Annotated in this window: 10 protein-coding genes, 1 tRNA gene and 1 pseudogene; 3 read left to right on the top strand and 9 right to left on the bottom strand. The window is 47.3% G+C overall.

The window, feature by feature from the left end:
- Nucleotides 1–2 precede the first annotated feature (2 nt).
- From VIC_RS24540 to pncC, 7 genes and pseudogenes are all read right to left on the bottom strand, one after another.
- Nucleotides 3–95: transfer RNA gene (locus VIC_RS24540), tRNA-Ser, on the bottom strand.
- A gap of 183 nt (nt 96–278) precedes the next feature.
- Nucleotides 279–476, bottom strand: a complete 198-nt coding sequence (gene csrA, locus VIC_RS24545) for a carbon storage regulator CsrA (protein WP_006963114.1) — start codon at nt 474–476, stop codon at nt 279–281.
- A 92-nt stretch (nt 477–568) separates the two neighbouring features.
- On the bottom strand, nt 569–1,756 hold the full coding sequence (locus VIC_RS24550) for an aspartate kinase (protein ID WP_006963115.1): 1,188 nt from the start codon (nt 1,754–1,756) through the stop codon (nt 569–571).
- A 194-nt stretch (nt 1,757–1,950) separates the two neighbouring features.
- Nucleotides 1,951–4,534: pseudogene (alaS, locus tag VIC_RS24555) on the bottom strand (alanine--tRNA ligase).
- Between the two features lie 142 nt (nt 4,535–4,676).
- On the bottom strand, nt 4,677–5,141 hold the full coding sequence (gene recX / locus VIC_RS24560; RefSeq protein ID WP_006963116.1) for a recombination regulator RecX: 465 nt from the start codon (nt 5,139–5,141) through the stop codon (nt 4,677–4,679).
- 84 nt (nt 5,142–5,225) lie between these two features.
- Complete coding sequence (gene recA / locus VIC_RS24565) at nt 5,226–6,272, bottom strand: recombinase RecA (protein ID WP_031343405.1); 1,047 nt, start codon at nt 6,270–6,272, stop codon at nt 5,226–5,228.
- 180 nt (nt 6,273–6,452) lie between these two features.
- Nucleotides 6,453–6,956, bottom strand: a complete 504-nt coding sequence (pncC, locus tag VIC_RS24570; protein ID WP_006963118.1) for a nicotinamide-nucleotide amidase — start codon at nt 6,954–6,956, stop codon at nt 6,453–6,455.
- Between the two features lie 84 nt (nt 6,957–7,040).
- On the opposite strand from pncC, the gene mutS reads away from it, so the two are divergent.
- Nucleotides 7,041–9,605, top strand: coding sequence for a DNA mismatch repair protein MutS (gene mutS, locus VIC_RS24575; protein ID WP_006963119.1), 2,565 nt, complete (start codon nt 7,041–7,043; stop codon nt 9,603–9,605).
- A gap of 52 nt (nt 9,606–9,657) precedes the next feature.
- Here the strand turns inward: mutS and lptG are convergent, their stop codons facing one another.
- Together lptG and lptF are read right to left on the bottom strand one after the other, a co-directional pair.
- Complete coding sequence (lptG, locus tag VIC_RS24580) at nt 9,658–10,728, bottom strand: LPS export ABC transporter permease LptG (RefSeq protein WP_006963120.1); 1,071 nt, start codon at nt 10,726–10,728, stop codon at nt 9,658–9,660.
- Nucleotides 10,729–10,731: 3 nt separating this feature from the next.
- Complete coding sequence (gene lptF / locus VIC_RS24585; RefSeq protein ID WP_006963121.1) at nt 10,732–11,835, bottom strand: LPS export ABC transporter permease LptF; 1,104 nt, start codon at nt 11,833–11,835, stop codon at nt 10,732–10,734.
- Nucleotides 11,836–12,026: 191 nt separating this feature from the next.
- On the opposite strand from lptF, the gene pepA reads away from it, so the two are divergent.
- Together pepA and VIC_RS24595 are read left to right on the top strand one after the other, a co-directional pair.
- Nucleotides 12,027–13,535 carry a leucyl aminopeptidase gene (gene pepA, locus VIC_RS24590; protein ID WP_006963122.1) on the top strand — a complete coding sequence of 503 codons (1,509 nt, stop codon included), beginning with the start codon at nt 12,027–12,029 and terminating at the stop codon, nt 13,533–13,535.
- Between the two features lie 52 nt (nt 13,536–13,587).
- Nucleotides 13,588–14,037 carry a DNA polymerase III subunit chi gene (locus VIC_RS24595; protein ID WP_006963123.1) on the top strand — a complete coding sequence of 150 codons (450 nt, stop codon included), beginning with the start codon at nt 13,588–13,590 and terminating at the stop codon, nt 14,035–14,037.

Raw genomic sequence — 14,037 nt, forward strand, 5'->3', positions numbered from 1 at the left:
AATGGCGGTGAGGGAGGGATTCGAACCCTCGATGCGGCTACAAACCGCATACTCCCTTAGCAGGGGAGCGCCTTCAGCCTCTCGGCCACCTCACCGTCTTGCGGAGGCACATATTACGATTTACCGAAAATATGTCAAACATTTTCTTGGCAAAATCAGCAAAAAGTTGGCCAACCGTTGGCTATTTAATCAAAGCGATGCTAATTCGCTCTTTTTGCTATAAATATGCCTATCAACAATACAAAAAAGGCTGACATAATGTCAGCCTTCTCGTGTAATTAGTAGTTGCCTGATGCAGTGTTACCATTACCTTTTTCTGCCTGAATGCGCATGTAGATTTCTTCACGGTGAACAGACACTTCTTTCGGTGCATTAACACCGATACGTACTTGGTTACCTTTCACGCCCAGTACTGTGACTGTGACTTCATCACCGATCATTAGAGTTTCGCCAACGCGGCGAGTTAAAATTAGCATTCTGTGCTCCTTGAGTAATCTCTGATTTTTCTTGCTACGAGGCTATTATCCAACAAAAGTTATATTTTCGTAAACTCTATTCTCGAGCCTAATTAACCTAAAAAGGCATGTTTTTGTTGGCAGTCGAGCGCCTCTGCAGAAGTAATGTAAGCATCATGCAGTATGTTTGCCGCTTTGTCGACGTATTCTGGAGACAACACCAACATCAACGACTGTGAATTCACTGCATAATGCATCACATCTATCCCCTGTTCAGACAACAAGGCATAAGACTGTTCAACCAATCCTTCGACCTGAAGACCTACTGCTGTGAGCAGGCTAACCTCTTCACTATTACGGATTTTGTCACCGAACACCAGTTCCAGCTTGGCATAAGCATCGTGTTTTATCACCGCACCTACCCATTCTGCATGGTCGATCACATTCCAAATCGTGACACCCAGCATCTGACACTGTTTCTCTAAGCCGCAGAATGCATCACGGTCAACCTTCAGCATTGTCAATTCACGCTGGATTGCGACCCCACAGATCGCCTTTTGGCATTCACTGCCCTTGACCAGACTGCCTGTATTGCTATCAAACGTGGAGAGAACACGCAGTGGCACATTATGTCGCCAAGCGTACTGAACCGAAGGAAGGTGGAGCACTTTCGCTCCTTTACGTGCCATTTCCTCCATGGAAGGAAAATCAATCACATCCAGCTTCTTGGCACTAGGAACCGTGCGAGGATCGCAAGTATAGATACCGTCGACGTCAGTAAAAATTTGGCACTCTTCTGCTTGCAGAGAGCCCGCTAAAGTGACGGCACTGGTATCAGAGCCCCCTCGGCCTAACGTGGTGATGTCCCCATTCTCATTCATACCCTGAAAACCCGCGACAATGACAATGTTGTCTTGCGCCAGCCATGATTCAATAGTTGAGGTATCAATGTGTTTAATCGTCGCGTCATTGTGTTGATTGTCCGTCACAATGTTCGCTTGTGCTCCGGTAAGTGAGCGTGCGGCATAACCTAATTTATTCAAAGTCATTGCCAGCAGTGCCATCGACACCTGCTCACCAGCAGAGAGCAAAACATCAAGTTCTCGGGCAGTTGGCACGCTGTCAACCTGCTTTGCCAAATCCAATAGTCGGTTTGTCTCTCCAGACATAGCAGACACAACGACTACAACTTGATTACCATCATTTTTCGCCTTAATGATGTGCTCAGCGACTTTGTGGATCCTTTCAATTGAACCCACAGAGGTTCCGCCAAACTTTTGCACGATAAGGGGCTTTTTCACCAGTCTTCACCTTCCCAAGACCAAAGTCTCATTAGGCCACATTCAATCAATTGAATATTGTTTGCAGCATTAATAACAAAAACCAAGCTGCTTAATCAGCACAGAGTAACTGAGCTATTAAACCACTTGGTTAGTAGAAAAAAATTACGCCCAATCAAACAATTGATTGAGCGTATTTATATACAAATCAGATTTTACAGGCGCTCTTCAAGCCATGGCTGTACGGACTTAATTGCGTCAGGAAGCGCTTCAACGTCTGTGCCGCCAGCCTGAGCCATGTCAGGTCGACCACCACCTTTACCGCCGACTTGCTCAGCAACCATTTTCACTAAGTCGCCCGCTTTAACTTTGCCGATAAGATCTTTTGTGACACCCGCAATCAAACCAATCTTCTCACCATTGATGTTCGCCAGCATGACGACACCACTGCCCATTTGGTTCTTGATGTCATCAACCATAGTACGCAGGTTCTTAGGATCAGCATCTTGCATCGCAGCGATAAGGACTTTAACGCCGTTGATTTCTTGAGCTTTGCCCATGATGTTTGCACTTTCCGCAGCCGCCATCTTGTCTTTCAGCTTTTGGATCTCTTTCTCAAGAGCTTTCGCTTTAGATGCCGACTCTGCAAGCTTCTCTTCATACTTAGCTTCTTGCTGCTCGATTGCGTCTAGCGCAGCTTCGCCAGTGACAGCTTCAATACGACGAATACCTGCGGCGATACCACCTTCAGATGTGATTTTGAATAGACCGATGTCGCCGGTGTTCTCTGCGTGGATGCCACCACAAAGCTCCGTTGAGAACTCCCCCATAGACAATACGCGAACTTCGTCGTCGTACTTCTCACCGAACAGTGCCATTGCGCCTTTCTGCTTGGCAGATTCAATGTCCATGATGTTGGTTTCGATGCTGTGGTTGCGACGCACTTGTGCGTTAACCAGACGCTCAACTTCTTTCAATTCAGCTGGTGTTACCGCTTCTAGATGAGAGAAATCAAAACGTAAATTTTCAGGCTTAACAAGCGAACCTTTCTGCGTTACGTGCTCACCTAGTACCTTACGCAATGCGGCGTGCAGTAAGTGCGTAGCAGAGTGGTTTAGTGAGATAGCTGCGCGACGCTCAGCGTCCACAACCGCTTCTACATCATCACCTTTCGCTAAAACACCTTCAGCAAGAACACCATGGTGTGCGATGGCGTTACCAAGTTTCTGGGTATCTTGTACGTTGAACACTCCAGATTCAGTCTTCAATACACCTGCGTCACCACACTGACCACCTGACTCGGCGTAGAATGGCGTTTCACCTAGGATAAGAATGGCTTGATCGCCTGCTGATAAAGACTCCGCTGCTTCACCTTCAACGAAGATTTCCACAACTTTACTCTTGCCTTCAGTACCCGTGTAGCCACAGAACTCAGAATCTACATCAGACTTGATGGTCGCGTTGTAGTCAGTGCCGAACTGGCCTGCTTCACGAGCGCGTTGACGCTGCTCATCCATCGCCTTCTCAAAACCCGCCTCATCGATAGTGAACTCACGTTCACGAGCCACATCGTTAGTAAGGTCTGCTGGGAAACCATAAGTATCGTACAGCTTGAAGACGGTTTCGCCATCTAGCACTTTACCGTCTAGATTATCGAGCGCTTCAGACAAAATTGTCATACCACGTTCAAGCGTACGTCCGAAGTTCTCTTCTTCGATACGTAGCACTTTTTCAACAACCGCTTGTTGCTTTTTAAGCTCTTCGCCCGCAGTGCCCATCACTTCAGCAAGTACACCAACCAGTTTGTGGAAGAATACGCCCTTCGCACCTAGCTTATTACCGTGGCGAACCGCTCGACGGATAATACGACGCAGTACGTAACCACGACCTTCGTTTGAAGGCATAACGCCGTCAACGATCAGGAATGAACATGAACGGATGTGGTCAGCAATAACGCGTAGCGATTGATTTGATAGGTCTTCGTAACCGATGGTATCTGCCGCTGCTTTGATTAGCTTTTGGAATACGTCGATTTCGTAGTTTGAATGAACACCTTGCATGATTGCAGAGATGCGCTCAATACCCATACCTGTATCAACAGCAGGTTTAGGGAGCGGTTCCATTGTGCCGTCGGCATGACGGTTGAACTGCATGAATACGTTGTTCCAGATCTCGATGAAACGGTCACCGTCTTCTTCAGGTGTGCCCGGACGGCCACCCCAAATGTGTTCACCGTGATCATAGAAAATCTCAGTACATGGACCACAAGGACCTGTGTCACCCATTGTCCAGAAGTTGTCAGACTCGAACTTCTTGCCGCCTTCTTTATCACCGATGCGGACAATTTTGTCTGCTGGAATACCGACTTTTTTGTTCCAGATATCGAATGCTTCGTCATCTGTCTCGTAAACCGTGACCAGTAGGCGATCTTTTGGCAGTTGTAGTGTTTCTGTCAGGAATTCCCAAGCGAATGCGATTGCATCTTCTTTGAAATAGTCACCAAAACTGAAGTTACCCAACATTTCGAAGAAATGTATGGTGACGAGCGGTAAAGCCAACATTTTCAAGGTCATTGTGTTTACCACCTGCACGTACACAACGCTGAGCCGTAGTTGCTCGCGTGTAGGCTCGCTTTTCGGCGCCTAAGAAGCAATCTTTGAATTGGTTCATACCTGCGTTAGTAAATAGCAGGGTTGGATCGTTATGTGGAATCAACGATGAACTGTCTACGATTTGGTGTCCTTTGCTTTCAAAGAACTTGAGGAACGAATTACGAACCTCATCAGTGCTCATGTACATGCAGCTCTTCCTGAAAATAGTCGAGTTAGAATTTTGCCGTATTGTAGATCAAGCAATCAGCCACGACTAGCTTTCTTGTAGAAAAGAGCCTTTTCAACGCGAATTTCGCAACAAATCAAAAAAATGAGCGCATAAACACTGTTTATGATCCGTCTTCATTACTCAGGGCATAGCTGATTTGTTCAAAGCTGTAGCCGCGATATTGAAGAAATCGCACCTGTTTTGCATACTCTTTCTGATCTTTCGCTTTGACGCCTTTGAACTTTTTTTCGGCAGCCTGTTTCGCCAACTCAAACCAGTCTTGAGGCTCCTCTTCAAATGCCTTTTCAATAACGGACTCACTGACACGTTTCTGATTGAGCTCCTGACGAATACGTCGTTCACCATGACCTTTGTATACATGCTGTCGGATCTGGCTTTTGGTGTAACGAAGATCGTCTAAGTAATTGTGTTCAAGACAGAAGTTAACCGCTTCTTGAATCGCCTCTTCTTCATAGCCTTTCATCGCAAGCTTATGATAAAGCTCATACTCACCATGATCACGCCGACTAAGCAGTTGAATGGCAGCTTCTTTACTGGATAAAGTGGGAGGTTTGCGTTGAAACATAAGCACTTAAAGATTATTCGGTTACGCTAAATACAACAAAGCCCCGCAAAATTGCAGGGCTTCAAAACTCTGAGCTATAAGTGCTTATAGCTCTTCTTGCTCTGGCATTTCACCTAGCTCAGCGTCGTCTGGCTGGATTTCTGCCGGTGTTAGCAACAACTCACGCAATTTCGTATCGATTTGCTGAGCCGCCGCTGGGTTTTCACGTAGGTACTTGCATGCATTTGCTTTACCTTGGCCAATCTTATCGCCATTGTAGCTATACCAAGCGCCCGCTTTTTCAACCAACTTATTCTTCACGCCCAGGTCAATCAGCTCACCTTCACGGTTAAAGCCCGCGCCGTACATGATTTGCGTTTCAGCTTGTTTAAACGGTGCTGCGATCTTGTTCTTAACCACTTTAATGCGAGTTTCGTTACCCACCACTTCGTCGCCTTCCTTGATAGAGCCTGTGCGGCGGATATCAAGACGAACAGAAGCGTAGAATTTTAGTGCATTACCACCTGTGGTCGTTTCAGGGTTACCAAACATCACACCGATCTTCATACGGATCTGGTTGATGAAGATACACATACAGTTTGACTGCTTCAGGTTACCTGTCAGCTTACGCATTGCCTGAGAAAGCATACGCGCCTGAAGACCCATGTGGCTATCGCCCATTTCGCCTTCGATTTCCGCTTTCGGTGTCAATGCAGCCACAGAGTCGACAACCATAACGTCAATCGCACCTGAGCGCGCCAGAGCGTCACAGATTTCTAACGCTTGCTCACCCGTATCCGGCTGAGAAACCAATAGTGCATCAATATCTACACCTAGCTTCTTAGCGTAGACAGGATCAAGAGCGTGTTCTGCATCAATAAAGGCACATGTTTTACCTTCACGTTGTGCAGCAGCAATCAGCTCAAGAGTTAGTGTCGTCTTACCTGATGACTCTGGGCCATACACTTCAACGATACGACCCATTGGCAGACCACCAGCACCCAATGCGATATCAAGAGAAAGTGAACCTGTTGAGATGGTTTCAACATCCATAGCGCGGTTATCACCAAGACGCATAATAGAGCCTTTACCGAATTGCTTTTCAATCTGACCGAGCGCAGCGGCGAGCGCTTTCTGTTTGTTATCGTCCATCACTTTCTCCGATTTGTTCATCAACGCATTGATGATCTTTGAATTCTTCTCTTCTTCCCCAGAGTCCTCTGAGGCAATCAATGAAAATCATTATACTGTTGATTCATACAGTGTCTATAGCTGTGTGAATTTTTTTTAGATTTAGATCATATCTCTTTAATTTTATTCACTTTTAAATTATCAGCCAGAATATGTGCTGCGTTGTTCCAACTCTTCGTACAGTACTTTCATCGCCACTTCAACGGCCTGATGGCGAACCTCAGCTCGATCACCATCAAAGTGATAAGTGGCGACTTTCAGCCAACTGTTTTCATCGGCCCAAGCAAAACAAACCGTTCCTACTGGCTTTTCAGTGCTACCACCTCCTGGCCCCGCAATACCACTGATTGAAACACCAATATTGGCACTGGAATGTTTAATCGCACCTTGCACCATTTCAATCACCGTCTCTTCGCTGACAGCACCATGAGAAACAAGCGTCGGCTCCGCTACTCCTAGCATCTCCATTTTCGCTTCATTACTGTATGTAATAAAAGCGCGGTCAAACCAGGCCGAACTGCCCGCAATATCGGTAATTGCGGCTGATACACCACCACCTGTGCAAGACTCTGCTGTGGTAAGGATTAAATTATGATGATTTAGGTGTTCACCTAGTTTTTGAGATAGTTTTTGCAATGCCTTCATATCTAAAACTCTCATTGTGACTTTTCGCCAATCAGTGATTCACGTATCCTAAGCCGCAATAGAAATAAACAAAAGATCTTAACCGTGAAAGCTGAACAAAAACACACTCCCATGATGCAGCAGTACCTCAAATTGAAGGCTGAGAATCCGGATATATTGCTGTTCTATCGAATGGGAGATTTCTATGAGCTTTTTTATGACGATGCCAAACGCGCATCTCAGTTACTTGATATCTCGCTGACCAAACGTGGTGCCTCCGCTGGTGAACCCATTCCTATGGCTGGTGTTCCGTTTCATGCGGTAGAAGGGTATCTGGCTAAGCTCGTTCAGCTCGGTGAATCAGTGGCTATCTGTGAGCAGATTGGCGACCCGGCCACCAGTAAAGGACCGGTGGAACGCCAAGTCGTTCGTATCGTGACGCCGGGTACAGTCACTGACGAAGCGCTGCTTTCAGAACGGATTGATAACCTCATCGCGGCGATTTATCACCACGATGGTAAATTTGGTTACGCCACACTGGATGTGACCTCTGGCCGCTTCCAACTGATGGAACCGGAAACCGAAGAAGCGATGGCGGCAGAACTGCAACGAACTGCCCCTCGTGAACTGCTCTTTCCAGAAGACTTCGAACCCGTAGAATTAATGGCTGCGCGTAACGGTAATCGTCGTCGCCCGGTGTGGGAGTTCGAACTGGACACCGCTAAACAACAGTTAAACCAGCAGTTTGGCACTCGTGATTTGGTTGGTTTCGGCGTGGAACAAGCACACCTCGGGCTATGCGCCGCTGGCTGTCTGATTCAGTACGTGAAAGACACTCAACGTACCGCTCTGCCTCATATCCGCTCCCTAACTTATGATCGTCAAGATCACTCCGTCATTCTCGACGCGGCCACTCGTCGTAATCTGGAGATCACTCAGAACTTAGCGGGCGGGACTGACAATACACTCGCCGAGGTCATTGATCATACTGCGACGCCTATGGGTAGCCGAATGTTGAAACGTTGGCTTCATCAGCCAATGCGTGACATCAATACGCTCAACCATCGCCTAGACGCAATCAGTGAGCTGAAAGAACTGACTCTGTTTGCTGACTTACACCCGATTCTCAAACAAATTGGCGACATCGAACGTATCTTGGCGCGTCTTGCTTTGCGCAGCGCCCGCCCTCGTGACATGGCGCGCTTACGCCATGCTATGCAGCAACTACCTGAGTTGGCAGAGACAATGGGTACGCTAGCTCATCCTTATCTCACCAAGCTAGGGCAATATGCGGCGCCACAAGAGGCCGTTTGTGAACTGCTTGAACGTGCCATTAAAGAGAACCCACCGGTGGTGATCCGAGATGGTGGTGTGATTGCTGAAGGGTACAATGCCGAGCTCGACGAATGGCGAAAGTTGGCCGATGGTGCGACTGAGTATCTGGAAAAGATGGAACAGGATGAGCGTGAGCGACACGGCATCGATACGCTCAAGGTCGGCTACAACAATGTTCACGGATTCTTCATCCAAGTCAGCCGCGGACAAAGCCACCTAGTACCTCCGCACTATGTACGCCGTCAAACGTTGAAAAATGCAGAACGCTACATCATTCCTGAGCTGAAGGAGCATGAAGACAAGGTTCTTAATTCCAAATCGAAGGCACTGGCGCTTGAAAAGCAATTGTGGGAAGAGCTGTTTGACCTTTTAATGCCCCACCTAGAAAAGCTGCAAAATTTGGCTTCAGCTATTTCCCAAATAGATGTGCTGCAAAACCTTGCAGAGCGGGCGGACAGCTTAGATTACTGCCGACCAGTGATGAGTCAGGAACCTGGTATTCACATTCAGTCAGGACGCCACCCTGTCGTCGAACAAGTAATGGATGAGCCTTTTATTGCCAATCCGATAGAGCTCAACCCACAGCGTAAGATGCTGATCATCACCGGCCCGAACATGGGCGGTAAATCGACCTACATGCGCCAAACTGCCTTGATTGCGCTAATGGCCCATATCGGTTCTTACGTACCGGCTGAATCGGCTCAAATTGGCTCCATCGATCGCATCTTTACCCGTATTGGGGCATCCGATGATCTCGCCTCTGGCCGTTCTACCTTCATGGTAGAGATGACGGAAACAGCCAACATTCTCCATAATGCGACCACCAATAGCCTAGTGCTGATGGATGAAATCGGTCGAGGCACCAGTACTTATGATGGTCTCTCACTTGCTTGGGCGAGTGCCGAATGGTTGGCAAAAGAGCTTGGTTCAATGACCTTGTTTGCCACCCACTACTTTGAGCTGACCGAACTGCCAAACCAGATTCCTCATTTAGCGAACGTTCACTTAGATGCAGTGGAACACGGCGATACCATAGCCTTCATGCACGCCGTTCAAGAAGGTGCAGCGAGCAAATCGTATGGTCTTGCTGTAGCTGGGCTGGCTGGTGTGCCAAAGAGTGTCATTAAAAATGCCCGAGCGAAGCTGACGCAGCTTGAACAACTCAGTCAGGGAGAAAGTAGCAGCGTTACCAGCAGTGCGGTCGACATTGCTAATCAACTGAGTCTTATTCCGGAGCCAAGCGAAGTGGAAGAAGCTCTCTCAGGCATCGACCCTGACGATTTAACGCCACGTCAGGCACTGGAAGAACTGTATCGATTGAAAAAGTTGCTGTGATAAACAGTAAAACGGCTGCCATTGGCAGCCGTTTTTATTTCAGATTTAGTGTTTAGAGCTTTCTTCTCAAGAGGGCTAAAGCCACTGTCAGAAAGACGATACTTGGCATCACAGCACCAAAAACTGGTGGGATACTGTAAACCAGACTGAGTGGACCAAAGAACTCACTGGAGATATAGAAGGTAAAACCCGCCACCACACCAGATAGAATACGTGCCCCCATGGTAACACTACGCAGCGGCCCAAAAATAAACGACAGCGCCATCAACATCATCACGGCAATAGAAAACGGCTGAGTCACTTTGCGCCAGAGAGCCAGCTCATAACGCGAAGCATCCTGCTCTGAAGCTTTCAAATACGTCACGTAATCATAAAGACCACTGAGTGATAACTCTTCGGGTTTCACTGTCACGACAGCGAGCTTGTCAGGCGCTAAAGAGGTCGTCCAACGATACTCAGGCAAACTGGTTTTGGTGATTTCCACTTCATCCGCCATTTCAGTCAACTGCACATCTTTCATCACCCAAGTGTTGTCAGATAAATAATCTACTTCGGCCGCATGCACCACACTTTCCAACTGTTTGTCGTCGTTGTAGCGCCACATGCTCAAACCGTATAGCTTGTCGTCTTCAACTTTACCGATGAAGATAAAGTCGTTGGCATCCCGGGCCCACACACCAGTCCGCACTGACATGATCGCACCACCAGATGTGGTGAACGCACGCAGATCACGCGCCATTTTCTGTGCCTGAGGTGCACCCCACTGACCAAGTAAAGTCACCAGAACCATCAGAGGAACCGCCGTTTTCAGAACCGACAGGCCGATATCCAACTTGGAATAGCCAGCGGCCTGCATTACCACCAGCTCTGAACTTGACGCCAGCATACCTAACCCAATCAATGCACCCAGCAAAGCGGCCATTGGGAAGAACATTTCGATATCACGAGGAATACTCAGTAGCACGTAAAACAAGGCTTGCAGCAAATCATAACTGCCCTGCCCCACTTTACGTAGCTGTTCAACGTATTTAATGATGGCAGACAGGCCAACAAAGGTCGCCAATACGAGCGACGTCGTGGCGATAATGGTTCTGCCAATATAAAGGTCGAGAATTTTAAACACGGCTTATGCTGCCTTCTTTCTTTGTCTTAGTTTGTCTTTAAAGCGTCGCATTGGAATGCTGTCCATCGAATTGATCCCTATTGCGGTCAGCAGCAAGGCCGCGTTAATCGGCCACATACCGATAAACGACGGGATAGAACCATCTTCTAGCGCCGACTTAGTGGCACTAATCGAAAGGAAGTACGCCAAATAGATGAGAATCGCTGGGCCCATTTTAGCGAAGCGTCCCTGACGTGGGTTAACTGCTGACAACGGAACGACCAACATAGTCAGAAGCGGAATACAGACAACCAGAGAAATACGCCATTGCAATTCGGCCTGAGCACGCGGATCTGGGTTAGATACCAACTGCATCGTCGGGATAGCTTCCCAGTCACGCCCTTTCGGCTTCACGTCACGCTGGCCAATTAGGCCTTCATACTGGTCAAAATCGGTCACCATGTAATCAACGCGCGTTGGCACACCTTCATAACGCGTACCATCGTACATGCGAATAACCTGACGTCCGTCACTCAGTTCTTTCACCTCACCAGATTGCGAGAAGGACACACTTGGTAGAATTGAATCACGTGGGCGCATCTGAGCTACAAACACATGCTTGAGCTGCTTGCCTTCAATATCGTCGATAAAGACCACAGAGGAACCGTCCGGAGTACCCTGGAACTGGCCTTTCTGCAATAGGTCAACACTGTTCTCCGCTTCGACTTCTTCTTGTAACTGAATCAGCTTTTCCTGACTCATTGGCGAAAATACGAATGCATTGGCTGCAGCAATCACGCCAGTGATCACCGCAAGATAGAGTGCGGCGCGGATTAGAAACTTATTTCCTATTCCGGTCGCATTCATGACAGTTATTTCACTTTCTGCATACAGTCGGCCAAAAGTCAGCAAAATACCGAGGAAAAGACTCAATGGCAGCATCAAAAGCCCCATTGACGGCATGCTCAAACTCACATAGTGCATAACCAGACTGGCAGGAATATCTCCATCCGAAGCATCCGCTAAAACTTTGATCAATTTTTGGCTTAAAAACACTAAAAACAGGATAAAAAATATCGCTAACTGGCTCTTGAGTGTCTCGCGGATCAAATATCTAACAATAATCACGCTGAAATTACCTATACAAAACTTGTTTTTTTAATTGAATCACTATAATTTCCCGTTGAACCTTTTATTTTTAAATTTTTTGGCTAACTGTTAACGCGCTTATTTAAAAGTAGTTCCGATTAAGGAATCAACAAGTAAGACGCCATTATCTAACATTTAGTTCTATTTGTCTTCAGGATGTAGGAGTACGCATGGAGTTCAGTGTAAAGAGTGGTAGCCCGGAAAAGCAACGTAGTGCATGTATCGTTGTGGGTGTATTCGAACCACGTCGCCTTTCTCCAGTTGCTGAACAGCTCGATAAAATCAGCGACGGCTATATCAGTTCACTACTTCGCCGTGGTGATCTGGAAGGTAAACCAGGGCAGATGCTACTTCTGCATCAAGTACCAGGTGTTTTGTCTGAACGTGTTTTACTTGTCGGTTGTGGCAAAGAACGCGAATTGGGCGAGCGTCAGTACAAAGAAATTATTCAGAAAACGATTAACACTCTGAATGAAACAGGTTCAATGGAAGCGGTATGTTTCCTGACTGAGCTACACGTTAAAGGCCGCGATACTTACTGGAAGGTTCGTCAAGCAGTCGAAGCAACCAAAGATGGCCTGTACACTTTTGATCAGTTCAAGAGCGTCAAGCCAGAGACTCGCCGTCCACTGCGCAAGCTGGTATTCAACGTACCAACTCGCCGTGAACTTAACCTAGGTGAAAAAGCGATCACTCATGGTCTTGCCATTGCTTCAGGGGTAAAAGCATCGAAAGATCTCGGCAACATGCCGCCAAACATCGCAAACCCTGCTTACCTTGCTTCTCAGGCTCGTCGTCTGGCTGATGACTATGACACCATCACAACCAAGATTATTGGTGAGCAAGAGATGGAAAAACTGGGTATGACTTCATACCTTGCAGTAGGCCGCGGCTCTAAGAATGAATCTATGATGTCTATCATGGAATACAATGGCAACCCAGATCCAGAAGCGAAACCAATCGTGTTGGTTGGTAAAGGTCTGACTTTTGATTCAGGCGGTATCTCACTTAAACCAGGTGAAGGTATGGATGAGATGAAGTACGACATGTGTGGTGCGGCATCTGTTTTCGGTACCATGAAATCTCTGGCGAAACTTAACCTACCAATCAACGTCATTGGTGTTCTTGCTGGATGTGAAAACATGCCAGGCAGCAATGCTTACCGTCCAGGTGACATTCTGACAACGATGTCAGGCCAAACTGTTGAAGTACTTAATACTGACGCTGAAGGCCGTTTGGTTCTTTGTGATGCACTGACTTATGTTGAGCGCTTCGAACCAGATTGTGTGGTAGACGTAGCAACGCTAACAGGCGCTTGTGTAATTGCACTGGGCCACCACATCAGCGGTGTTATCTCAAACCACAACCCACTGTCTCACGAGCTAGTGAACGCTTCTGAACAAGCAAGCGATCGTGCATGGCGTCTACCAATGGCAGACGAATACCATGAGCAGCTGAAGAGCCCATTTGCTGACATGGCAAACATCGGTGGTCGCCCTGGCGGTACAATTACAGCAGGTTGCTTCCTGTCTAAATTTGCTAAGAAATACAACTGGGCACACGTCGACATCGCAGGTACTGCGTGGAAGTCAGGCGCAGCAAAAGGCTCAACAGGCCGCCCAGTCTCAATGCTTGTCCAGTTCTTACTGAACCGCAGTGGCCAAGAGACAGAAGAGTAATTTCTGAACAAATTCTAAAGGGCCGAAAGGCCCTTTTTTATTCGGAATGATTATGCCAAACGCAACGTTTTACATCATTAAGCCCGATTCACCGCAAGCCAACCGACAAGGCTTTGAACAATACGTTTTGTTTCTTGCTGGTCACTTTGCCAAACAGGGCGCTAAGGTGTATCTCCATTGCCATGATAAGCAGCATGCTGAGCAGTTAGCGGAATGTTTCTGGCAAGTCGATGCCGAACAATATCTGGCTCATAACCTCACTGGTGAAGGGCCTAAATATGGCACAGGCATTGAAATCGGATACCAAGGTGTTAAGCCCTCATGGAACCGACAATTGGTAATAAATTTGGCTGAAAATGAGACAACCTTTGCGAACAAGTTTGCAGAGGTGGTAGACTTCGTCCCTTGCGAAGAAAAAGCCAAGCAACTGGCGCGAGAACGATATAAAATCTATCGCCAAGCGGGTTATCAGCTACAAACGATCGACATCGCACACAACTAA

Origin of the sequence: Vibrio coralliilyticus ATCC BAA-450 (genome assembly GCF_000176135.1) — a bacterium.
Lineage (GTDB): Bacteria > Pseudomonadota > Gammaproteobacteria > Enterobacterales > Vibrionaceae > Vibrio > Vibrio coralliilyticus.